General features: G+C 70.7%; 17 protein-coding genes. 15 read left to right on the plus strand and 2 right to left on the minus strand.

Annotated features, from left to right (window positions below):
- Positions 1–32: 32 nt before the first annotated feature.
- The 13 genes from ACFU7D_RS01205 (at position 33) to ACFU7D_RS01265 (ending at position 17287) form a co-directional block, all read left to right on the plus strand.
- A complete protein-coding gene (locus tag ACFU7D_RS01205; RefSeq protein WP_378862207.1) occupies positions 33–299 on the plus strand; it encodes an acyl carrier protein in 267 nt (88 codons plus the stop codon).
- A complete protein-coding gene (locus tag ACFU7D_RS01210) occupies positions 289–951 on the plus strand; it encodes a serine O-acetyltransferase (protein WP_378862210.1) in 663 nt (220 codons plus the stop codon). Before ACFU7D_RS01205 ends, ACFU7D_RS01210 begins: the two co-directional genes overlap by 11 nt.
- 45 nt (positions 952–996) lie before the next feature.
- Positions 997–1842, plus strand: a complete 846-nt coding sequence (locus ACFU7D_RS01215) for a glycosyltransferase (RefSeq protein ID WP_378862213.1) — start codon at positions 997–999, stop codon at positions 1840–1842.
- 62 nt (positions 1843–1904) lie between these two features.
- Positions 1905–6635: a DUF4082 domain-containing protein gene (locus ACFU7D_RS01220; RefSeq protein ID WP_378862216.1), complete on the plus strand. Its 4731-nt coding sequence runs from the start codon at positions 1905–1907 to the stop codon at positions 6633–6635.
- A gap of 82 nt (positions 6636–6717) precedes the next feature.
- Positions 6718–7788 (plus strand): Gfo/Idh/MocA family protein, encoded by a 1071-nt coding sequence (locus ACFU7D_RS01225; protein WP_091050674.1) that lies wholly within the window; start codon positions 6718–6720, stop codon positions 7786–7788.
- On the plus strand, positions 7785–8786 hold the full coding sequence (locus ACFU7D_RS01230; protein ID WP_378862218.1) for an NAD-dependent epimerase/dehydratase family protein: 1002 nt from the start codon (positions 7785–7787) through the stop codon (positions 8784–8786). Before ACFU7D_RS01225 ends, ACFU7D_RS01230 begins: the two co-directional genes overlap by 4 nt.
- Positions 8783–9916 carry a DegT/DnrJ/EryC1/StrS family aminotransferase gene (locus ACFU7D_RS01235; protein WP_378862221.1) on the plus strand — a complete coding sequence of 378 codons (1134 nt, stop codon included), beginning with the start codon at positions 8783–8785 and terminating at the stop codon, positions 9914–9916. The genes ACFU7D_RS01230 and ACFU7D_RS01235 overlap by 4 nt, the downstream gene beginning before the upstream one ends.
- Before the next feature lie 79 nt (positions 9917–9995).
- Positions 9996–10622 carry a NeuD/PglB/VioB family sugar acetyltransferase gene (locus ACFU7D_RS01240; protein ID WP_378862224.1) on the plus strand — a complete coding sequence of 209 codons (627 nt, stop codon included), beginning with the start codon at positions 9996–9998 and terminating at the stop codon, positions 10620–10622.
- Positions 10622–11671 carry a glycosyltransferase family 2 protein gene (locus ACFU7D_RS01245; protein ID WP_378862227.1) on the plus strand — a complete coding sequence of 350 codons (1050 nt, stop codon included), beginning with the start codon at positions 10622–10624 and terminating at the stop codon, positions 11669–11671. The genes ACFU7D_RS01240 and ACFU7D_RS01245 overlap by 1 nt, the downstream gene beginning before the upstream one ends.
- Positions 11668–13134, plus strand: coding sequence for an oligosaccharide flippase family protein (locus ACFU7D_RS01250; protein WP_378862230.1), 1467 nt, complete (start codon positions 11668–11670; stop codon positions 13132–13134). Before ACFU7D_RS01245 ends, ACFU7D_RS01250 begins: the two co-directional genes overlap by 4 nt.
- Complete coding sequence (locus tag ACFU7D_RS01255) at positions 13131–14249, plus strand: DegT/DnrJ/EryC1/StrS family aminotransferase (RefSeq protein WP_378862233.1); 1119 nt, start codon at positions 13131–13133, stop codon at positions 14247–14249. The genes ACFU7D_RS01250 and ACFU7D_RS01255 overlap by 4 nt, the downstream gene beginning before the upstream one ends.
- Positions 14246–15505 carry a glycosyltransferase family 1 protein gene (locus tag ACFU7D_RS01260; protein ID WP_378862235.1) on the plus strand — a complete coding sequence of 420 codons (1260 nt, stop codon included), beginning with the start codon at positions 14246–14248 and terminating at the stop codon, positions 15503–15505. Before ACFU7D_RS01255 ends, ACFU7D_RS01260 begins: the two co-directional genes overlap by 4 nt.
- A 9-nt stretch (positions 15506–15514) precedes the next feature.
- Positions 15515–17287 (plus strand): hypothetical protein, encoded by a 1773-nt coding sequence (locus tag ACFU7D_RS01265; protein WP_378862238.1) that lies wholly within the window; start codon positions 15515–15517, stop codon positions 17285–17287.
- On the opposite strand, the gene ACFU7D_RS01270 is transcribed toward ACFU7D_RS01265, so the two are convergent.
- Positions 17271–17978: a hypothetical protein gene (locus ACFU7D_RS01270; protein ID WP_378730899.1), complete on the minus strand. Its 708-nt coding sequence runs from the start codon at positions 17976–17978 to the stop codon at positions 17271–17273. The genes ACFU7D_RS01265 and ACFU7D_RS01270 overlap by 17 nt on opposite strands.
- A 173-nt stretch (positions 17979–18151) precedes the next feature.
- Between ACFU7D_RS01270 and ACFU7D_RS01275 the strand changes: the two genes are divergently transcribed.
- The gene (locus ACFU7D_RS01275) at positions 18152–18943 is read left to right on the plus strand and encodes a hypothetical protein (protein ID WP_378862241.1); all 792 of its coding nucleotides are present in this window, start codon (positions 18152–18154) and stop codon (positions 18941–18943) included.
- Between the two features lie 60 nt (positions 18944–19003).
- Positions 19004–20326 carry an O-antigen ligase family protein gene (locus ACFU7D_RS01280; protein WP_378862244.1) on the plus strand — a complete coding sequence of 441 codons (1323 nt, stop codon included), beginning with the start codon at positions 19004–19006 and terminating at the stop codon, positions 20324–20326.
- On the opposite strand, the gene ACFU7D_RS01285 is transcribed toward ACFU7D_RS01280, so the two are convergent.
- The gene (locus ACFU7D_RS01285; protein WP_378862247.1) at positions 20261–21847 is read right to left on the minus strand and encodes a DUF4082 domain-containing protein; all 1587 of its coding nucleotides are present in this window, start codon (positions 21845–21847) and stop codon (positions 20261–20263) included. The genes ACFU7D_RS01280 and ACFU7D_RS01285 overlap by 66 nt on opposite strands.
- Between the last annotated feature and the right edge of the window lie 157 nt (positions 21848–22004).

The following is a 22004-nucleotide window of genomic DNA, read 5'->3' on the forward strand; positions in this document are numbered from 1 at the left end:
CACCACACAGGTGACCAGGGAGAGTGCAGAAGATGGCAGACCTACAGCGAACGATCGAGGCGTTCATCCTCGAGAGCCTCCTGCTGGGCGACGAGGAGCGGCTGCCGGCACCGACGGACTCGCTGGTGGAGTCCGGGGTGATCGACTCGACCGGGATCCTGGAGCTCATCGAGTTCCTCGAGGAGGAGTTCCAGATCACGGTCACCGAGGCGGAGACCGTGCCGGCGAACCTCGACGGTGTCGCCAACCTGGTCGCCTACGTGGCCGAGAAGACGTCGGCAGACCGCCTTGCTGGTTAGGCCTGGTCCGGTCGGTCGCGAACACGGCGACTTCGCCGTCGACCTGGCCAAGATGTACACGATCAACCTCGGCAGCGGGCACCCGTCCCTGCTCGCCAAGGTCCGGTTCTGGCTGACCGACTACGAGCTCCACTGCGTGGCCTGCTACCGCTTCGGCCGTCGGGTCGGCCGGCTCCGGGAGCGGCGCCCGCTGCTGGGGGTGCTCGGCCTGGGCGTCTTCTGGTTCTGGAACCGGCACAACATGCGGATCCATCACGCCGAGATCGGCCGCCGGGCCGACATCGGCCCCGGGCTGCTGGTCATGCACCGCTCCGGGATCATGATCGGGCCGGCCGTGATCGGCAGCAACTGCGTGCTCCATCACAACGTCACCATCGGACAGCGGATCGCTGCCGGTGACCACGGCGTGCCGGCCATCGGGGACGACGTCTGGATCGGCCCGGGTGCGGTGATCTCCGGTGCGATCACGGTCGGGGACGGCTGCACCATCTCCGCCGGCACGGTGCTGTCCAAGGACGTGCCGCCTCGCAGCCTCGTCGGAGGAAACCCCGGCCGGGTGATCGCCCGGGACTACGACAACGGCAACATGATCAACTTCGTCGTTCCCAGGCGGCCCGCGGAGACGCCGTCACCGATATTGGGTGATGAGTGAGCCCGCGCGATCGGGGGCTGCTCGAGGGCGGCGATGCTCCGGGACATGGAGCGTTCCCCGACAGCAGCGAGCGTCGTCGTGCCTGCGCACGACGAGTCTGCTGGACTGCGTGGAAACCTGGCCGCGCTGCTCGACGGTGTCCCGACAGGCACCTTCGACGTGGTGGTGGTCTGCAACGGCTGCACCGACGACACCGTCACGGTGGCGCGGTCGGTCCCGGGCGTACGTGTCCTCGAGACCGCGTCCGCCTCGAAAGCGCTCGCTGTCGAGCTGGGTAACGCGGCCACCTCGGTGTTCCCTCGGATCCATCTCGATGCGGACGTACGCCTTCCCGGTCCCGACGCGCTCCGCCTGGTCGCCGCTGCGGCGGAGCCGGGGGTGCACGCCGCCGGGCCGTCCCGTGAGGTTCCCGCTGGCGCCTCGTCGTGGCCGGTGCGGGCCTACTACCGGGTGTGGGAGAGCCTCCCGAACGTACGCAACGGCCTGTTCGGTCGCGGCGCGTTCTGTCTCTCGGCACAGGGCCAGGACCGGGTGGACGCCCAGGTGCGGCTCATGAACGACGACCTGGTGGTCTCCGAGGCGTTCGCGCCGCAGGAGCGCCGGATCGTCACGAACGCCGTGGTGGTGGTGCAGCCGCCGCGTACGGTCGCCGACCTGGTCCGGCGCCGGACCCGGGTGGCGACCGGCAACAACCAGGCGGACCAGCACGCGGCCCGCCAGGCATCGACATCCGTCTCGGACCTCATCAAGCTCGGGCTGCGTCAGCCGTCGATCGGTCTCCGGGTCCCGGTCTTCCTGACGATCACCGTCATCGCGCGCTGGCTCTCCCGCAGAGCCGTCCGTGCCGGCGACTACACGACCTGGCTGCGTGACGAGAGCTCGCGAGCCTGAATCCCTGAAGGAGCACGAAGCACATGCTGCATCCCAGATCCGGGGGCCGCAGGCTCTTGGCCGTGTTTCTCGGAGCCGTCCTGATCCTCACCGGCCTCACGGCCACCACCGTGACGACTGCCCAAGCCGCCGGCGACCCCTGTGGTGCCGGTGGCAACAAGATCGCCTGCGAGAACTCCAAACCGGGCTCGCCGCAGAGCGAGTGGGACATCGACGGGGCGGGGGATGACTCGATCCAGGGGTTCGCCACCGACATCAGTGTCAATGTCGGCAGCTCGATCGACTTCAAGGTCGACACCGACGCCTCGGCGTACACCATCACGATCTATCGCACCGGGTGGTACGGAGGTGACGGAGCCCGGCGGATCGCATCGGTCACGCCGTCGGCGAACCTGCCGCAGAACCAGCCCAACTGCACGCGTGAGACTGCGACCGAGATGACCGACTGCGGCAACTGGGCGGTCTCGGCGACCTGGCAGGTGCCGTCGACCGCGGTCTCCGGTGTCTATGTCGCGTTGCTCCACCGCGCCGACAGGAACGAGGCCAGCCACATCACCTTCATCGTCCGCGACGACTCCAGCCGCTCCGACGTGGTCTTCCAGACCTCGGACACCACCTGGCAGGCGTACAACCTCTACGGCGGGTCGAGCTTCTACCAGGGTGGCGCGAACGGGCGGGCGTACAAGCTCAGCTACAACCGGCCGTTCGTGACCCGGCACAGCCCGGCCCGGGACTTCTTCTTCGCGAACGAGTACCCGCTGGTGAGGTTCCTGGAGCGCAACGGGTACGACGTCAGCTACATCTCCGGCATCGACACCGACCGTCGCGGCAACCTGCTCACCAACCACAAGACCTTCCTCTCCGTCGGCCACGACGAGTACTGGAGCGGCGCCCAACGGGCCAATGTCGAGGCGGCCCGCGACGCAGGCGTGAATCTGCAGTTCCTCAGCGGCAACGAGGTCTACTGGCGTACCCGCTATGAGTCCTCGCAGCAGGGTGCGACCAGCAGCAGGGCCTACCGCACCCTGGTGACCTACAAGGAGGCGTGGGGCGCCTCGGACCCCGCCAACGAGTCCACCTCGACCTGGCGCGACCCGCGCTACGCGCCGAAGAGCCAGGGCGGAGGGCTCCCGGAGAACGCCCTGACCGGCACCATCTTCATGTCCAACAACACCGATCTGCCGCTGACCGTCACCAAGGAGCAGGGCAAGCAACGGATGTGGCGCGGCACCGGGCTGAACCAGATGACCGGGGCAACCACCGCGCTGGCGCCGCACACGGTGGGGTACGAGTCTGACGAGGACCAGGACAACGGGTTCCGACCACCTGGCCTGATCCGGGGCTCGGAGACGACCGGGTTCATCAGCGGGCAGTACATGCACGACTACGGCAGCAGTGTCGGGGACGGCACCACCACCCACTCGGTCACGCTCTACCGGGCCGCGAGCGGGGCGCTGGTCTTCGGTGCCGGCACGGTGCAGTGGACCTGGGGACTGGATACGAACCACGACAGCCCCTACAACAACGACGCGATCAGTCCGGCGATGCAGCAGGCGCAGATCAACCTGCTCGCCGACATGGGCGCTCAGCCGACGACGTTGATGGCGGGAATGCAGGCCGTCACGGCCTCGGCCGACACCGCCGGGCCGTCGGTCACGATCAGCAGTCCCGCGGCGGGGTCGACCCAGCCCAACGGCACCAAGGTGACCCTGTCCGGCACAGCCACCGACGCCGGCGGCGGCATCGTCGCCGGCGTGGAGTACTCCACCGACGGCGGCATCAGCTGGCACCCGGGCAAGGGCACCTCGAGCTGGACCGTCGAATACATCCAGCACGGCGTCGGCTCGACGCCGATCCGGGTCCGAGCCGTCGACGACAGCGCCAACATCGGCGCGGTGGCGACCCGTTCCTTCAACGTCCCGTGCGGCTGCAGCATCTTCGGCCAGAGCACGATCCCGACCACCTGGACCGCGGTCACCGGCCCGGCGACCCCGTCGGCCGACGACCCCAGCGCCGCCGAGCTCGGCCTGCGCTTCACCCCGCTCACCGACGGGTACGCAGCAGGGGTCCGCTTCTTCAAGGGGTCGGGCAACACCGGCACCCACACCGGCTCGCTGTGGAGCACCAGCGGCGAGCGGCTGGCTCAGGTCACCTTCACCGGCGAGACCTCGGGCGGCTGGCAGCAGGCGCTGTTCAGCAGCCCGGTGGCGTTGAGCGCGGGCACCACGTACATCGTCTCCTACACCGCCCCCAACGGCCATTACGCGGTGCAGCCGTGGGCGTTCGGTGCCCAGGGGCTGGAGGCGTACCCCTTGGACGTCGCCGGTGGCTACGGGGCCGAGCCTGCGGGGGTCTATGCCAACCCCGGCACCTTCCCGGCCAACTCGCACCAGAACTCCAACTACTACGTCGACGTGGTCTTCACGACCACCGATGACTCACCGCTGTCCGCGATCAGCCCGTGGCCGCTGGCCGACTCGTCCTCGGTGCCGCGCTCGACCACCATCAGCGCGCGCTTCTCCAAGCCGGTGGTCGCCTCTTCGGTCGGGGTCCAGGTCAAGGACGCCCTGGGCGCGACCGTCGCCGGGTCGACCGGCTACGACGCCACCACCAGGACCGTCACGTTCACGCCGGCGAACCCGCTGGCCGGGTTCGTGAAGCACACGGTCACGCTCTCGGCCACGGACACCCAGGGGACGGCGCTCACCGGTGGCAAGACCTGGTCGTTCACGACCGCGAAACCGCCGGCGACACCAGGAGTGTGCCCGTGCTCGATCTACAACGACGAGGACGTGCCGACGATCCTGGAGGACTCCGAGCGCGCCTCGCTCACCCTGGGTGTGCGGTTCCGCCCGAACGTCACCGGAACCGTCACCGGTGTCCGGTTCTACAAGGGGGTGAACAACACCGGGTCGCACACGGGCACACTGTGGTCGAGCAGCGGCCAGGCGTTGGCCCAGGGCACCTTCACCGAGGAGAGCACCACCGGCTGGCAGACGCTCACCTTCACCCAGCCGGTCGCGGTCCAGGCGGGGGTGGACTACGTCGCCTCGTACCACACCAACGGGTCCTACTCGGCGACGCCGAACGCGTTCGCCGCCTCGGACCTCTCCAAGGGGCCGATCACAGTCAGCTCAACGGCCGGCGCCTATACCTATGGCGAAGGATTCCCGGGCAACTCCTCGGCCTCCAGCTACATGGTGGACCTGGTCTTCCAGAAGGGTGCGCCGACGCTGACCGTGACGGCACAGAGCCCGGCTCCGGGTGCGGTCTCGGTGCCGCGCGGCACCAACATCACCGTCGGTTTCTCGAGCGCGATCACCTCCGGCTACCAGATGAGCGTCTCGGGCCCGGGCGGGCCGATCGCGGGGACGTCGTCGCTGAACCAGGCCGGCAACGAGATCACCTTCGATCCCACCGATGCGCTCCCGTCCAATGCGGACGTCTCGGTCAGCCTGACCGGGGTGACCTCTGTCGAGGGGGCCACGCTGGCTCCGCAGAGCTGGACGTTCCGCACCCGAGCCGAGTCGGCGACCAGCCAGTCGCTCTTCGGTGCCCAGGTGCCGCAGCAGCTGGCGGTGAGCGATGCGTCCCCGGTGGAGGTGGGCACCGCCTTCACCTCCGCACGTGACGGCCAGGTGACCGGGATCCGGTTCTACAAGGGGACGGGCAACAACGGCACCCATGTCGGGTCGCTGTGGTCCGAGTCCGGCACCCGGCTGGCCTCGGTCACCTTCGTCGGCGAGACCGCCTCGGGCTGGCAGGAGGCGACGCTCTCCCAGCCGGTCCCGGTGACGGCGGGGGCGACGTACGTCGTCTCCTATCTCGCTCCGCAGGGCCACTACTCGGCCACCGGCGGGTTCTTCAACACCGCCTGGACCTCGGGTGACCTGACCGCGCCGGCGACCAACAACGGCCGCTATCTCTACGGAGCCGCAGGTGGCTTCCCCACCTTCAGTTGGGGCGCGACGAACTACTTCGTCGACGTCGTCTTCGAACGGTCCGCAGCGACGATGAGCGTCACCGGGCGCGATCCGAGCTCGGGCGCGACGGGCGTGGACACCGGGGTCGATCCCTCGATCACGTTCTCGGCGCCGGTGGCGAACGGCTGGAGCATGTCGGCCACCGCCAACGGGTCTGCGGTGGCCGGCTCGGCGGCACGGAGCACAGACGGACGTACGCTGCAGTTCACGCCGTCGGCCGCGCTGCCGGCCGGGGCGACGGTGTCGGTGAGCGCCTCGGGCGTGGTCTCGACCGACGGGGTGAGCCTGCCGACGCAGACGTGGTCGTTCACGACCGCCGCCGCCGTCCCGACCGAGGTCTCGCTGTTCACCGGGGTCACACCGCAGACCGCGTCGACGGCCGACCTGATGCCGATCGAGGTCGGCACCGCCTTCACGACGTCCGTGGCCGGCTCGGTGACGGCGATCCGGTTCTACAAGGGCACCGGCAACACCGGGACCCACACCGGCTCGCTGTGGAACTCTGCCGGCACCAGGATCGCCCAGGTGACCTTCACCGGAGAGACCGCGACCGGCTGGCAGAACGCCACGTTGCCGACCCCGGTCGCGCTCACGCCGGGAGCGACATACGTCGTGTCCTACTACGCCCCCAACGGGCGCTACTCCTCGACGCCCGCCGCCCTCACGCAGTCGCGCACGGTCGGCCCCCTGACGGCACCGGGCGGAGCCAACGGCAGGTATCGGTACGGGACCGGAGGGGGGCTCCCGAACCGATCCTGGAACTCCACGAACTACTTCGTGGACGTGAGGTTCCGCCCGGCGTCACCATGAGCCGGGGAGGCGGTCCCTAATTGGGGGGATAGGTGGGGCGAGGCTCTTCGGAGCCTCGCCCCTCGCGGATTCCATGGTCCACATGACTGATGGGGAACCGCTCGGTGTGGCAGTGGTCGGGGCCGGGTACTGGGGGCCCAACCTGGTCCGAAACTTCCGGAACGCACCGGACTGGGCGTTGGTGGCGGTCGTCGACCTGGACATCGCGCGGGCCCAGGAGGTGATCGGGGGCGGCACGGACGTGCTGGCCACGACCGACCTCGACGAGGTGCTCGCGCGCGAGGACGTGGACGCGGTGGCGATCGCGACGCCGGCGGGCACGCATCGACACCTCGTCGAGAGGGCGCTGCGGGCCGGGAAGCACGTGCTCGTCGAGAAGCCGCTGGCCGACGACGTGGAGTCCGGGCGGAGCATGGTCGAGGCCGCCCGTGCCAACGATCTCGTGCTGATGGCCGACCACACCTACTGCTACACGCCGGTCGTGCAGAAGATCCGCGAGCTGGTCGAGGACGGGTCGCTCGGCGAGATCCTGTTCGTCGACTCGGTGCGGATCAACCTCGGGCTGGTGCAGCCCGACGTCGACGTCTTCTGGGACCTGGCCCCGCACGACCTCTCCATCCTCGACTTCGTCCTTCCCGGCGGACTGCGCCCCACCGGGGTCGCCGCGCACGGCGCAGACCCGCTCAAGGCCGGCAAGGCGTGCGTCGGCTACCTGACGCTGCCGCTGGAGGGCGGGGTGATGGCCCACGTCCACGTCAACTGGCTCAGCCCCACCAAGATCAGGCAGATGGTGATCGGCGGGAGCCGGCGTACGTTGGTCTGGGACGACCTGAACCCGCAACAGCGGCTCAGCGTCTTCGACCGCGGCGTCGATCTGGTCCAGCAGAGCGTGGACATCGCCGACCGCGCCACCGCGACCATCGCCTACCGGCTGGGTGACACCTGGGCGCCGGCGCTGCCCGAGTACGAGGCGCTCTCCCGGATGGTCGGCGAGTTCGCCGAGGCGATCCGGGACGGCCGTACGCCGCGCACCGACGGGGCCGCCGGGCTCCGTGTCCTCTCTGTCCTGGAGGCGGCCCAGACCAGCCTCCGAGCCCGTGGCGCCCTCGTCGAGGTGGCCGCCGAGACCCCGACCCTGGAGCTGATCCGATGACAACTCTCAACGGCGCGAACGTCCTGGTCACCGGAGGTGCGGGCACGATCGCCTCCACCATCGTCGACCAGCTCCTCGACGAAGGGGTCGCGCACGTCGACGTGCTCGACAGCCTGATCCGGGGACGCAAGGCCAACCTCGACGACGCCCTCGCGTCCGGCCGGGTCACCCTGGTCGAGGGCGACATCCGCGACCGCGACCTGGTCGGCGACCTCACCGCGGGCAAGGACCTCGTCTTTCACCAGGCCGCCATCCGGATCACCCTGTGCGCCGAGGAGCCGCGGCTGGCCAACGAGGTGCTGGTCGACGGCACGTTCAACGTGGTCGAGGCCGCGGTCTCCGCGGGCGTCTCCAAGCTCGTCTATGCCTCCTCGGCCTCGGTCTTCGGGCTCGCCGAGGAGTTCCCGACGCCCGAGGGGCACCACCACAACAACAACGACACCCTCTACGGGGCGGCGAAGTCCTATAACGAGGGGCTGGTCCGGTCCTTCCGGGCGATGCACGGGCTCGACTACGTCGGGCTGCGCTACTTCAACGTCTACGGGCCACGGATGGACGTGCACGGCGCCTACACCGAGGTGCTGGTGCGCTGGATGGAGCGGATCGCGGACGGCAAGCCGCCGCTGATCTTCGGCGACGGGCGCCAGACGATGGACTTCGTCTGCGTTCCCGACATCGCCCGCGCCAACATCCTGGCCGCCGCCTCCGACGTGACCGAGGGCGTCTACAACATCGCCTCCGGCACCGAGACCTCGCTGCTGGAGCTGGCCGAGGCGCTCGTCCGCGTCATGGGGTCCGACCTCGGCGTCGAGCACGGTCCCGAGCGAGCGGTCAACGGGGTCACTCGCCGGCTCGCCTCCATCTCCGCGGCCCGCGACGACCTGGGCTGGGAGCCGACGATCGGGCTCGAGGAGGGGCTGCGGCAGCTCGTCGAGTGGTGGACGCCGCTGCGCGCCGAGATCGCCGCCGGGCGCCTGCTCTCCGGGGGGAAGTCGTGAGCCGGATCAACGTCATGCAGCCCTGGCTGGGCGAGGAGGAGGTCGCGGCGGTCACCGAGGTGCTCCGCTCCGGCTGGGTCGCCCAGGGGCCGCGCGTGGCCGAGTTCGAGCGCCGCTTCGCGGACTCGCAGCAGGCAGCTCATGCGGTCGCCACCTCGAGCTGCACGACGGCGCTCCACCTGGCGCTGGTCGTGGCCGGGGTGACCCCCGGGGACGACGTCGTCGTCCCGTCCTTCTCGTTCATCGCGACCGCCAACGCGGCGGTCTACGTCGGCGCCCGGCCGGTCTTCGCGGACGTCTCGCCGGTCACCGGCAACCTGACCGCGGCGACCGTTCGGGAGGCCCTCACGCCCCGGACGACCGCGGTGATCGTGGTCGACCAGGGCGGGGTGCCGGTCGACCTGGACGCGATCCGGGAGGTCTGCGACCCGCTCGACATCATGGTCATCGAGGACGCCGCCTGTGGCGCGGGGTCGACCTACCGGGGTCGTCCCGTCGGCGCCGGCGCCGAGATCGCCGCCTGGTCCTTCCACCCGCGCAAGATCCTCACCACCGGCGAGGGCGGGATGCTCACCACCTCGCGGAGCGACCTGGCCGAGCGGGCGCGCAGGCTGCGCGAGCACGCGATGAGCGTCTCGGCTGCCGATCGGCACGCCAGCCTGGTCTCGCCGCCGGAGTCCTACGACGAGGTCGGCTTCAACTTCCGGATGACCGACCTGCAGGCCGCGGTCGGCCTGGTGCAGCTCTCGCGGCTGCCCGAGGTGGTCACCCGGCGGCGTGAGCTGGCCGCGGTCTACGCGAAGGCGGTCGCCGAGATCGACGGGCTGCGCGCGGTCGCGGACCCGGCGTGGGGGACCAGCAACTTCCAGTCGTTCTGGATCGAGGTCTCGCCTGCGTACGGAGCGGACCGCGAGGGGCTGCTGAGCGCCCTGGCCGAGGCCGGGATCTCGGCGCGGCGCGGGATCATGGCGTCGCACCGCCAGCCGGCGTACGCCTCGCCGTCGGTCAGCCTCCCGGCCACCGAGCACCTCACCGACAACACGCTCATCCTGCCGCTCTTCCACCAGATTTCGGACTCGGAGCAAGCGCGGGTCATCGACGTACTCCGACAGGGGGGAGCACGCCGATGAGCGAGCGTCAGCGAGCGAACTTCAGATCCTTCATCGGGCCGCGTCCGTATTCTGGCGCTTGCGCTACGGAGGTGGCCCGATGACCACGCTGGTTCTCGTCGCCGCGAGCGGGTTGGCCGGGGAGGTCGCGGCCGCCAGCGAGGGCTACGACCAGATCGTCGCGGTCGACGACGATCGCGAACGATGGGGAACCATCGTCGGCGGGGTCGAGGTCATCGGCCCGGTCGAGCTGGTCTCCGACTCCGGCACCGACCTGGTCGTCTGCGCCGGATCGGGCCGGATCCGCCGCCGGCTCGTCGGGCGGCTGCTCGACTACGGGGTGACCCCGGAGCGGTTCGCGACCGTCATCCACCCCGACGCCTCGGTCGCCCACGGGTGCGAGGTCGGACCGGGCAGCATCCTGCTCGCCGGTGCCCGGCTGACCTCGCAGGTGTCGGTCGGCCGGCACGTCGTGGTCATGCCCAATGCCGTCCTCACCCACGACGACATGGTCGGGGACTTCGCCACCCTGTGCGCCGGTGTCGCCCTGGGCGGGGAGGTCGTCGTCGGCGAGGCCGCCTACCTCGGGATGAACTCCTCGGTGCGGCAGCGCGTCGATGTGGGCGTCGACGCCGTTCTCGGCATGGGGGCCGTGCTCCTCACGGACCTTCCCCCCGGCGAGACGTGGGCCGGGGTTCCCGCACGCCCGGTCCGGGTGCCGGTCTGATGCGCCGCTTCGACCGTCCGCGACCGCTGCGGACGCGCCCGTCGGTCAGTGTCGTGATCCCTTGCTACAACTACGGGCGCTATCTGCCTCAGGCGGTCGCGGGTGCGCTCGCCCAGGACGGCGTCGACGTCGACGTGCTGATCGTCGACGACGCATCCCCGGACGGCAGCGCCGATGTCGCACGCTCGCTGGCCGCGGCGGATCCACGCGTCGACGTGCTCGTCCACGAGCGGAACACCGGGCACATCCAGACCTACAACGACGGGCTCTCCCGGGTGCGCGGGGACTATGTCACGCTCGTCTCCGCGGACGACGTGCTGATGCCCGACGCGCTCACCCGTGCGGTCGCGCTGATGGAGCACCATCCCGGGGTCGGCCTGGTCTACGGGTACGCCCGCTCGTTCACCGACGACCTCCCGGTCGGGCCGAGGAGGACCCGCAGCTGGTCGGTCTGGTCGGGTAGGGACTGGCTCGGCACCGCGGCGCGGCAGGGTCGCTGCTTCCTGGTCAGCCCCGAGGCGGTGATGCGCCGCGAGGCACTCGAGCAGACCGACGGCTACGACCCTCGGCTGCCCCATTCGGGCGACTTCGACATGTGGCTGCGCACCGCCGTTCGCTGGGACGTCGGCCGGGTGGACGGACCGATCCAGGCGGCCTACCGCGTGCACGACGCCAACATGCACCTGACCGAGTACGCCGGCTGGCTCACCGACCTGCGCGAGCGTCGGCGCACCTTCGACGTCCTCTTCGACGAGCGCGCCCCGGACGTCGCCGAGGTCCAGAGGCTGCGGCCGTACGCGATGCGGGCCCTGGCCCGGGAGGCCCTGCGCCGTGGTCGAGAGACCGCGCACGGCGACTCGGGGACGCTTCTCGACTACCTCGACTTCGCCGCCGAGACGTACCCCACCGTCCGGGGAACCAGGGCATGGAGGCGCGCCTGGGACGAGGCCATGGCGGGCCGGGCGTCCCGGACGGCGCCGTGGAGCCGCGCGACCGCCAAGGTCCGACACCACCTACGGTGGCGGTTCGAGCGCAGGTACGGCACATGACCACGACGGCCCCTCAGGGGACGGTCGCCGCACGAGTGAGCCGTGGCCTCGGCTGGGGTCTGGGCGGGACGATCGCCATGCGGGTCGGCAGCGTGCTGTTCGGCATCCTGGTCGCCCGGCTGGTCGCACCGGCCGAGTTCGGGGTGTACGCCGTGGCGCTGACGGTCTGGACGATCCTCAGCACCCTGGCCGATCTCGGGCTCGGCGCCGACCTGGTCCGTGCGCCCGACATGGAGCCTCGGGCGCCGACCGTGGCGAGCATCGGGCTCGGGGTGAGCCTCGCCCTCGGCGCGACGATGGCCCTGGCTGCGGAGCCGATCGCGATCGCCTTCGACAGCCCGGAGTCGACCGACGTGATCAGGCTGATGGCGGTCAGCATCGCGGTCTTCGGCTTCACGATCGTTCCCTCCGCGCGGCTGACCAGGGCCTACCGCCAAGGTGCCCTGTTCGGGATCAACGGACTCGGGTTGGTGGCCTCGGTGGTGGTCGCGCTCGGGCTGATCATGGGTGGCATGGGCGCCGAGGCGCTCGCCTGCGGCCAGATCGCCTGCCAGAGCGTGATCGCGGTGGGGCTGTACGTCATCACCCGCACCGTGCCACGGCTGGGGTTCGACCCCGTTCTGGCCAAGGACTCGCTCGCGTTCTGTCTCCCGCTGGCCGCGGCGAACCTGCTCTCCTGGCTGCTGCTGAGCATCGACAACCTGATCGTCTCCCGCACCCTCGGCCCCGAGCAGCTCGGGCTCTACGTGCTCGCCTTCAACATCTCCTCCTGGCCGATGAGCGCGCTGGGAGCCGCGGTCCGGGTGGTCGCGCTGCCCGCGTTCTCCCAGGCATCCTCGGTGCAGGTCCGCAACCGCGGCCTGGTGCTCTGCATCGCGCCCCTGGTCGCCGTGGCAACCCTGGCCTCGCTCGGCCTTGCCGCCGCGGCCGTCCCGCTGGTCACCCTGGTCTACGGCGAGCGCTGGGAGCCTGCGGCCGCTGCGCTCGCCGGGCTCGCGGTGTTCGGAGGCGTCCGGGTCGTGCTCGACCTGGTGGCCACCTTCCTCGTCGCCGCGGGCGAGACCCGAGCCGTCCTCGTCGTGCAGGTCGCGTGGGTCGTCGCGATGGTCCCGGCGATGATCGTCGGCGTCACCCGCTGGGGCCTGGCCGGCGCCGGCTGGACCCACGTCGTGGTCGTCGCGGTCGTGGTGGTGCCGTTCTACCTGCGTGCGCTCGCCACGGTCGGGGTCCGGCCCGGAGAGCTCCTCCGACCGGCGGCGGTCCCGCTCCTCGCGGCCGTCCCGGCGGCGGTCGTCTGCGGCTGGCTCGCCGGCCTCGGGAGCAACCGGCTCCTCACGCTGGCCGGCGTCGCCGTCGCCGTCCTCCTGCTCTACGCACTGCCGCTGCTGCGGTGGTGGCGCGCGCGATTCACCCAGCTTCGCCGGCTCGAGCCGGCGTCCCTCCCGGAAGGAACCCCGTCATGACCGCGAACCCACGCCCGAGCGTGCCCTTCGTCGACCTGCGGCCCCAGAACGAGGCCATCAACGACGAGGCGGTGGGCGCCTTCGCCGAGATCTGCGAGAGCGGCGCGTTCGTCCTCGGGCCGCAGGTGCGGCGCTTCGAGGAGGAGTACGCCGAGTTCGCCGGCGTCGAGCACTGCATCGGCGTCGGCAACGGCACCGACGCGCTGGTGCTCGCTCTGCGCGGCGCCGGCATCGGGGCGGGGGACGAGGTGATCGTCCCCGCCAACACCTTCGTCGCCACGGCCGAGGCGGTCGCGATCGCCGGAGCCGACCTGGTGCTCGCCGACTGCGACGAGGACTTCCTGATCGACCCCGCCGACGTCGCCCGTCGGGTCACCGGCCGCACCCGAGCGGTCATCGGCGTGGATCTGTACGGGCAGGTGGCGCCCTTCGAGCGGCTCCGCGACGCGGTGGGTGAGGACGTACTCCTCCTGGAGGACGCGGCCCAGTCCCAGGGAGCCAGCCGGAACGGCCGCCCGGCAGGATCCTTCGGTGAGGCCGCCGGGACCAGCTTCTACCCGGGCAAGAACCTCGGCGCGTACGGTGACGCGGGAGCGGTGACCACCGGGTCGTTGGAGATCGCCGACCGGGTCCGTGCCCTGCGCAACCACGGCGGGGTGGCGAAGTACGAGCACCTCGACGTCGGCACCAACTCCCGTCTGGACTCGGTCCAGGCGGCCGTCCTCTCGCTCAAGCTCGAGCGCCTCAAGGGCTGGAACGCCGAGCGGGACGAGGCCGCGCAGCGGTACGCCATGCTGCTCGCCGACGTGCCGGAGGTGGTCCTGCCGCGGGTCCTGCCAGGAAACCAGCACGTCTGGCACCTCTACGTCGCCCGGGTCGCCGACCGCGACCGGGTGCTGGGCGAGCTCCTGGAGGCCGGGGTCGGTGCCGGCATCCACTACCCGGCACCGGTGCACCGGTGGCCCGCCTTCTCCTGGCTGGGACAGGGCGCCGGCTCGTTCCCGGTCGCGGAGGCGCTCGCTCAGGAGATCATCTCGCTGCCGATGTTCCCGGGCATCACCGCAGAGCAGCAGGAGATCGTCGCGGATGCCCTCGGTAGAGCGGTGCGACAGTGAGCGGCGGCGTGCTCGGCGGCATCGCCGGGAAGCTCCGGCGCGAAGGGCCGCGCGGTGTGGTCCGCCGCGCCGTACGGCGTGCCTATCGGCAGCTCGACGCACACACCCTCGACTTCGGTCTGCTGCCCGAGGACATCGCCGACTCCACGCGTCTGAGGCTCGGTCCGGTGCCGCCGGTGCCGGGCGGACGCCCGCTCGTGGTCGGCTGGCTCACCACGCCGCCGGCAGCCGGCTCAGGCGGTCACACCACGATGTTCCGGATGGTGGAGGCGCTGGAACAGGCCGGCCACCGTTGTGTCGTGCTGCTCTACGACCGGCACCACGGCTCGGCGGCCGCGCAGGCCGAGGTGATCCGCGACTGCTGGCCGGGAGTCCGGGCCGAGGTCCGTTCGGTCGACGAGGGGTTCGACGGGCTGGACGCCTGCGTGGCGACCGGATGGGAGTCGGCCCACGTGCTCGCAGTCCGGCCGACGCGGCCGCTGCACCGGCTCTACTTCATCCAGGACTACGAGCCGCTCTTCTCGCCGCACGGCTCCGAGTACGAGCTGGCCGCCGACACCTACCGGTTCGGGTTCACCAACATCGCGTTGGGGGAGATGGTGCACCGCCGACTGCGCGACGACCTGGGCGTCTCCTCGGAGCTGGTGCCGTTCTCCTGCGACACCGCCGTCTACTCGCTGCACAACCAGGGCCAGCGCTCCGGCGTCGTCTTCTACGCCAAGCCGGGCCTGGCGCGGCGCGGCTATCTGCTCGGTACCCTCGCGCTCGCGGAGTTCCACCGGCAGCACCCGGACCAGCCCATCCACGTCTACGGTTCGCCCGTGCCCGACCTCAGCATCCCGGTGGTCCACCACGGCCGGCTCACTCCCGAGGAGCTGAACGCGCTCTACAACCGATGTGTCGCCGGCCTGGCGATGTCGTTCACCAACATCTCGCTGGTCGCCGAGGAGATGCTCGCGGCGGGCTGCGTGCCGGTGGTCAACTCCTCGCCCGATGCCCGCGCGGACCTGGACAACCCACATGTCGGCTGGGCAGCCCCGACCCCGGGAGGCATCGCCGATGCCCTGTTCGATGCGGTCGGGGCGACCGACATCCCGGCCCGGGCGGCGGCCGCCGCCGGGAGCGTACGCACCGACAACTGGGCACGCACACGCGAGGGCGTACGCCTGATCATCGAGAACACGGCCAGGGGCGGTGCTCCCGTGGATTGGGTACGCGTGGCTGGTGGCGCCGGCGCCACCAGCAGCCCTTCCTAGGGTTCTCGCATGACGTCCTCACCGCCGGGTTTCGCGGCAGTCTCCGCAGCCGTCGGCCGGAGTGCGCCGGCCTTGGCGGCATCGGTCACGACCGTCGCACCCGAGGCGGCCTGCGGCGGGACCCGGTTCGGGCTCCAGACCGCGGCATGGGGAGCGGACGAACCGCTGGCCGACGGCCGGACGCTGGTCCTCACCCGCGAGCTGAGGCGACGGAACCTGGGCGTCGACCCGGAGGACGTGGCCCGGATGCTCGCCGTCGGAGACCGGAAGGCGCTCGCGGAGATGCTGCCGACGTTCGGCGCCGTGCAGCAGGCGGGGAACGCCGTCACCGCCACGACCGACGCGCTCGGATTCCGCCATCTCTACTACCGCGTCGGCGACGACTGGGCGGCGGTCTCGACGTCGGCGCGCGTGCTGGCGGGACTGGCACCGACGTCGCTGGACGAGGGGGGTCTCGCCGTCCAGAGCCTGCTCGGTTGGCAGCTGCGGGGGCGCAGCCTGTTCGAGTCGGTGAGGAAAGTGCCCGCCGGCCGGTCGGTCGAGCTCCGCGACGGCCTGCTCCGCCTGGACGCCTTCACCGACGAGCCGGACGAGGAGCGCATCGGCCTCACCGAGGGGATCGCCTCGATGAGCAGCATGCTCCGCGGCTACCTGGACGCCTACCTCGACGACCACCCCGACGCGATCCTCCAGCTCACCGGCGGCCAGGACTCGCGCCTGCTCCTCTCCGCGATCGAGCCGCGGCGTCGCCGCGGGCTGAGGGTGGTGACACTCGGGCGGCCCGACTCTCCTGACGTGCGGATCGCCGCAGGCTTGGCAGATCGCTACGGGATGAGGCACGAGATCATCAGCGTGGACGGCCTCGACACGCTCGACCCCGAGGAGGCGTACGCACGATGTACGGCGGCCGCCGGTGCGATCGAGCTCGGTGCGGACCCGCTGGCCTGGGCGGCCCTGGACTTCGCCGAGGCCCGGGCGATGCCGGGCCCGCGGATCTCCGGCCTCGGCGGCGAGGTGGCCCGGGGCTTCTACTATCTCGGCCGAGACGGTGACGGCCCGGTGACAGCGGCACGGGCGCGGCGCCTCGCCGACTGGCGGATGTTCGTCAACGAGGCCGTCGAGTCCTCGGCACTCCGGCCCGCGTTCCGGGAGCGGGCGCGCGAGATCGCCCACGCCGAGGTCCTGGCCGCCCTCGCCGATGGCGGGCAATCGTGGTTCGAGGCGACCGACGACCTCTACCTCGGCCAGCGGATGCAGCACTGGGCAGGAGCGACCGAGTCGCCGGTGAGCGCCCGCCGCCGGATCGTCAACCCGATGCTCGACGATCGCTGGATCGCGACCGTTCGAGCGCTTGCGCCCGCGGACAAGATGGGCTCCCGGTTCCTTGCCCGGCTCCAGGTCGAGCTCGATGTCGAGCTGGCCCGGCTACCGCTCGAGGGACGCCCCTCGCCGGCGACCTACGTCACGCCCGGATGGCGCAGCTCCTGGCGCCGAGGCGCGACGATGATGACCAAGGCGGGTCGCAAGCTCGGCCAGCGAGTCCGGCGACGCGGTCGGCCACCTGTGGGCGGCGAGATCCTGGCCGACGCCGTGGTGACCTACTGGCGGGCCCACCCGGAGACCGTCTCCGGCCTCGCGGAGACCGAGGTCGTCGAGCCGAGCTGGCTCGACGACGTCCTGGTGGGCAGGCACGAACCGGGGCCCGGCACCGTCGCGTTCCTGCTCAACCTCGCCCTCGCCTCCGACGCGGTGCGCCGCTCCGGTGTCACCGCTGCGAGATGAGGTCCCGGTCGGGCCGGACGGTCGAACCGATGTGCTCGCGGGCGTGCGTCCGGCGCGCGGCGCGGGCGCGGGAGAGACGCTCGATCCAGATGACCGCGACCACGGTGAGCGATCCGCCCAGCAGCAGGAGTCCCGCCGCCGTACGCGACCGGCTGCCGCTGATCTCCTGGACGACCACGTCCTCCGGCGCCATCTCGGTGGACATCCGCGACGCCTTGCGGACACCCAGCTCGTCCTGTCGCCGGTCGAGGATGCCGTCGAGGTCCCGGGCGATCCGGGCCGCCTCCTCCTCGACCCGATCCGCGTCGGTGTTCACGACCTGCACGTCGATCACCGGGTTGTTGTAGATGGGGAGCCACTGGTTGCCGACGTTGCGCATCCGGACCCGCTCGCCCTGGTCGAGGCCCTCGCCGTAGAGGGTCGTCTCGGTGGTGCTCATGTTGAGCGGGTGGCGGCCCTGGTTGTACTCCTCCACCAGCAGGCCCGCCATCGGAACCATGCCGTAGGGGTCCTCGCGGAGGGTGTTCGGGTTCACGGACTCCTTCGGCGGGAGCAGCACCACCTCGAACTGGGTGAAGTAGACCGGCGGCCGGTCGAGCAGCACCACGGCGCCGCCCAGCGTCAGCAGCGCGCAGACGACCACGACGTACCACCTGCGCAGCAGCAGGCCGACGAGTTCGAGGGCTGTCACAACCCTCACCCTGTGCGCGAGCGCCGACGGGCGACCACGATCGGCCCGGTCGGTACCTCGTCTTGGGTATGACGTGGTGGGTGCGGCGCGCAGCAGGCCGGAGAACCTGACGATGGCTGTGCCCGGGCACGCGGATGCCTTCAGCCACTGTCTAGCGAAAGCGACCGGAACACATGGAACTCAGCGCGGTGTGGGGGGCCTTGGCGCGCCGCTGGTATCTCGTGATCGTCACCCTGGGGCTGACCGTCGTCGCCGTCGTCGTGATGATGGGGCGGGTGGGTCCCTCCTACACGGCCCAGGGGACCCTGCTCCTCTTCCCGCCCGACGGGACCACCAAAGCGGGGGAGAAGATCGAGGGCAACCCATATCTCTCCCTGGGCGGGCTCAACCCGGCCCGCGACATCCTCATCCGTGCGATGACCTCGAAGACGGCTCGGGCCGAGCTCGAGGAGAGCCATCCGGACGTGAGCTATGAGATGTACGCCGACATGGCCGTGAGCGGGCCGATCGTCGTGGTCGATGTGACCGGCGCCAGCGAGGAGGACACGATCGGTGCTCTGAACGACCTGTTCGAGGCTGCGCCGGGGGTGCTCGTCGGCCTGCAGTCCGACCTGGGGATCAAGCGCCGTGAATACCTCTCCATCCAGAAGCTCACCATCGACGAGACCGCGGAGAAGGTCACCAAGGACCAGCTCCGCGCCGGGATCGTCGGCGGTGCAGGCGTCTTGGTGGCCGGGCTCCTCGGCATCGGGCTGCTGGACGGGCTGCTGCTCTCGCGCGGCCGTGGCGGCAGACGCCGGGAGGAGGACGAGCCGCACGAAGCAGGTGACGTCGGCGAGGACCGCGCCGGCCCCAGAGCCGTCGAGCCCCTGGACTCGGACGGCTGGGTGAGACCCCCGCCCCGGAACGGATTCGCCCAGGTCGTACCCAATGACGAGCAGTCGTCAGCGGTGCAACGCAGGTGAGGGACGATGCGGCCGGCCCCGCTCACCGGAGTGCGTAGTCCGGGCGAGCCGAAGGTAGGTGTGTCCCGGTCGATCGACGCCGCGGCCATCTTGACGGTCTACATCGTCGTGCTGCTCTCGATCCGGTCCGTGCTCGTCGTCCCGGCGCTGGGCACGGCCGGCGCGCCGGCGACGATCGTCGCGATCGGTGCGTTCCTGTGGTGGGCCTGGTACCACGTCCAGCGGGTCTATCGGATCGACGTGGGAGTCCAGCCGCTACGCATCGCGATCCTGGGGCTTCTCCTGGCGGTGATGGCGTCGTACGTGCTGGCGATGTCGGCACCGATGCCCGGCAACGAGCTGACGCCCGCCGACAGCGGACTGCTCAGGATGATCGGGATGGCCGGCCTGGCCATGGTGGCGGCGGAGGGGATCTCGTCGCTCGACCGGCTGCACGCCGTGGTGCGCCGGCTGGTGATCGGGATCGGGTTGGTGGCGGTGCTGGGCCTGCTCCAGTTCGTGACCCGGCAGGCCTTGGTGGACCGGGTCAGCATCCCCGGACTCTCCGCTCGTGGCATCGAGATCGGCCTGTACGAACGCAGCGGCATGCCACGGCTCAGCGGGACCTCGACCCACCCGATCGAGTACGGCGTCATCTTGTCGATGGTGCTGCCGCTGGTGATCGTGTACGCCCTGCACGCACCCACCCGACGCTGGTTCTACCGCGCCGTGCTGGCCGTCGTCGCGATCGCGATCTTCATGGTGATCTCGCGCTCGGCGATTCTCTGCACCGCCGTCGCGATCCTGGTTCTCGCCCTCCGTTGGAGCTGGCGCATGCGCCTGGTCGCACTCGGTTGCCTGGCCGGGATCTCGGGCCTGGTCTATCTCCTGGTGCCGGGGATGCTCGGTGTCCTCACCGGGCTGTTCGTCGGCGCCGGCGACGATGCCAGCGTGGCGTCTCGCACGGACGCCTACGGGGTGGCATTCCAGTTCATCGCGCGTGACCCCTGGCTGGGCCGCGGGCCCGGGACGTTCCTGCCGCAGTACTGGATCCTGGACAACCAGTACCTGGGCCACACGATCGAGACCGGACTGATCGGGATGGCTGCGCTGCTCGCGGTCATCCTCGTCGCGGCGTTCATGGCTCGCAGCGCTCGGGAGGCCGCGTCCACCGACTTCGACCGTGAGCTCGCGCAGGGGCTGCTCGCCGCCGTTCTCGCCGGTGCGACCGCGATGGCCTTCTACGACCTGTTCGCGTTCCCGCAGTCCTCCGGCTGCTTCTTCCTGGTGGTCGGGCTCGCCGGCGCCCTGCACCGTCTGGTCCGGCAGAAGCCGATGTCACCCGGGATTCACGACGCCGCCGTCCGACCAGACGTTGCCCTTCCAGACGTTCCCCGGCGCTGAGGAGTCGAAGGAGGCGATCGGGAACCAGTAGCCGCAGTTCGGCCGTGCCGCGGTGCGCTGGAACACGTTGTCGATGAAGCGGATGTGGTTGGTGCCGCCGTAGGCCTTGCCCGACGACGAGCCGCCGTAGGCACAGGTGCCGCCGGTCGTCACGAGGAACATGTTGCGCTCGATGAGGTTGTCCTCCACGGTCGCGAAGTCCCCGTACCCGGTCAGGCCTGCCGAGCAGCCGGCGTCGGGCGGGACGTCCGGTGCGTCGCAAGTGATCGTGTTGTGGCTGATGACACCCCCGGAACCCATCCGGATCCCGGACTCGTGGGCGACGCCGGTCAGGTCGGTGAACTGGCCGTGCACATAGGAGTCCCGCACGGTGCAGTCGCGCCAGCAGTTGATCGAGCGGTTGCCTCCGGTGACCTCCACCCGCAGGGCCGTGAAGCCGACGTTGCCGATGCCCGTCCCTCCTCGGTTGCCGATCCGGACCTCGCTGTCGACGATCGTGAACCCGAGCCCGTTGGACCCCTCGTCGTTGTAGACGGTCCCGTTGATCACCGAGTTGCGGATCGTGACGTCGGCCGCGCGTACGTTCAGCGTGCAGTTCACCGTCTTGCCGTCGATCACGGTGCCGACCTTGGTGATGTTGCACGGGCCCGTGTACGGAGCGAGCCGCACGCCCGCGGGCACCCCGGTGTTCGCCGCGTTCGGGAACCCGCCGGGTATCGAGGTCGGGGGCGTCGGGCCACCGGTGACCTCCGGTGACGACGAGCTCGGAGGCGGCGCTGTCGGGGTCGCAGGAGCCGATTTCGAAGGGGGCGAGCTCGGGGACGGGCTCGGTGAAGCGGTGGACGGACGGGCCGACGGGGAGGACGCCGAGGACGGGGACGACGACGGCGAGGGCGACCCGCCTGAGCCGGTCGGGCGCACCACGATGTCCACGGCGTAGCTGTTGGCCCCGAAGGTCTGGGTGGGGAAGGAGCCGGGCCGGTAGGAGTAGACGCCGGCGTTGACCCCGGCGGTGATCGGTCCCCTGGAGACGGGCTTGTCGAAGAAGCTCTGGTCGGTGGAGTAGCGGCCCTTGGGTGCGGTGTAGGAGACGACGTAGTCCCGGCCGGGCCGCAGGACCACCGTGGGGTCGAACTCTGCGACCTGCAGGCCACGCCGCGGCTTGTCACCGAACCGTGCGGTGGCGAGCTGACGACCCCGCCCGGACCACAGGGTGCCCGTGTGCGGCCCGGTGTTCGCCGAGCTCTTGTAGAACTGGACCGCGACCGCCTCGGCGGGCTCGGTCACCTGGAACCGCAGGCCCACCTCGACCGGCCGCCGATCCGGGTCGGTCACGATCGCGGGGACCGCGTCGTCGGGAAGCAGGCTGACCGCCTTCGCCTGGCTCTGCGAGATCGGCCAGATAGTCCAGGCGACGATGGCGACGACCGTGATCAGGGTGCTCCCGACCAGAAGGATCGGTCTTCGGGCATAGCCTCGAGAGCCTGTCGGACCGGATGTTCGACTTGCCGAGGTTTGCATGTGGTTGCACCATTCGGATGTAGGCAGCGCCGTTGCGATACCGACCCTGCACAGATGCGGAGGGTTCGGGCATCCTCCAGAATCGGTATCTCGCCCATGTTTCTCGCCGGCGGTCGCCAGCCCGGAGGCGGCGACCGCGTCTACCTGATACGGGGGA

It is taken from the genome of Nocardioides sp. NPDC057577 (assembly GCF_042801335.1).
In the GTDB taxonomy this organism is placed as follows: Bacteria; Actinomycetota; Actinomycetes; order Propionibacteriales; family Nocardioidaceae; genus Nocardioides.

Bases quoted from the DNA above. Each gene is read 5' to 3' on its own strand.
- ACFU7D_RS01245 (WP_378862227.1), top strand. From the start codon at position 10,622: ATGCGCCGCTTCGACCGTCCGCGACCGCTGCGGACGCGCCCGTCGGTC.
- ACFU7D_RS01225 (WP_091050674.1), top strand. From the start codon at position 6,718: ATGACTGATGGGGAACCGCTCGGTGTGGCAGTGGTCGGGGCCGGGTAC.
- ACFU7D_RS01250 (WP_378862230.1), top strand. From the start codon at position 11,668: ATGACCACGACGGCCCCTCAGGGGACGGTCGCCGCACGAGTGAGCCGT.
- ACFU7D_RS01230 (WP_378862218.1), top strand. From the start codon at position 7,785: ATGACAACTCTCAACGGCGCGAACGTCCTGGTCACCGGAGGTGCGGGC.
- ACFU7D_RS01285 (WP_378862247.1), bottom strand. From the start codon at position 21,847: ATGCAAACCTCGGCAAGTCGAACATCCGGTCCGACAGGCTCTCGAGGC.
- ACFU7D_RS01205 (WP_378862207.1), top strand. From the start codon at position 33: ATGGCAGACCTACAGCGAACGATCGAGGCGTTCATCCTCGAGAGCCTC.
- ACFU7D_RS01275 (WP_378862241.1), top strand. From the start codon at position 18,152: ATGGAACTCAGCGCGGTGTGGGGGGCCTTGGCGCGCCGCTGGTATCTC.
- ACFU7D_RS01265 (WP_378862238.1), top strand. From the start codon at position 15,515: ATGACGTCCTCACCGCCGGGTTTCGCGGCAGTCTCCGCAGCCGTCGGC.
- ACFU7D_RS01240 (WP_378862224.1), top strand. From the start codon at position 9,996: ATGACCACGCTGGTTCTCGTCGCCGCGAGCGGGTTGGCCGGGGAGGTC.
- ACFU7D_RS01215 (WP_378862213.1), top strand. From the start codon at position 997: ATGGAGCGTTCCCCGACAGCAGCGAGCGTCGTCGTGCCTGCGCACGAC.
- ACFU7D_RS01255 (WP_378862233.1), top strand. From the start codon at position 13,131: ATGACCGCGAACCCACGCCCGAGCGTGCCCTTCGTCGACCTGCGGCCC.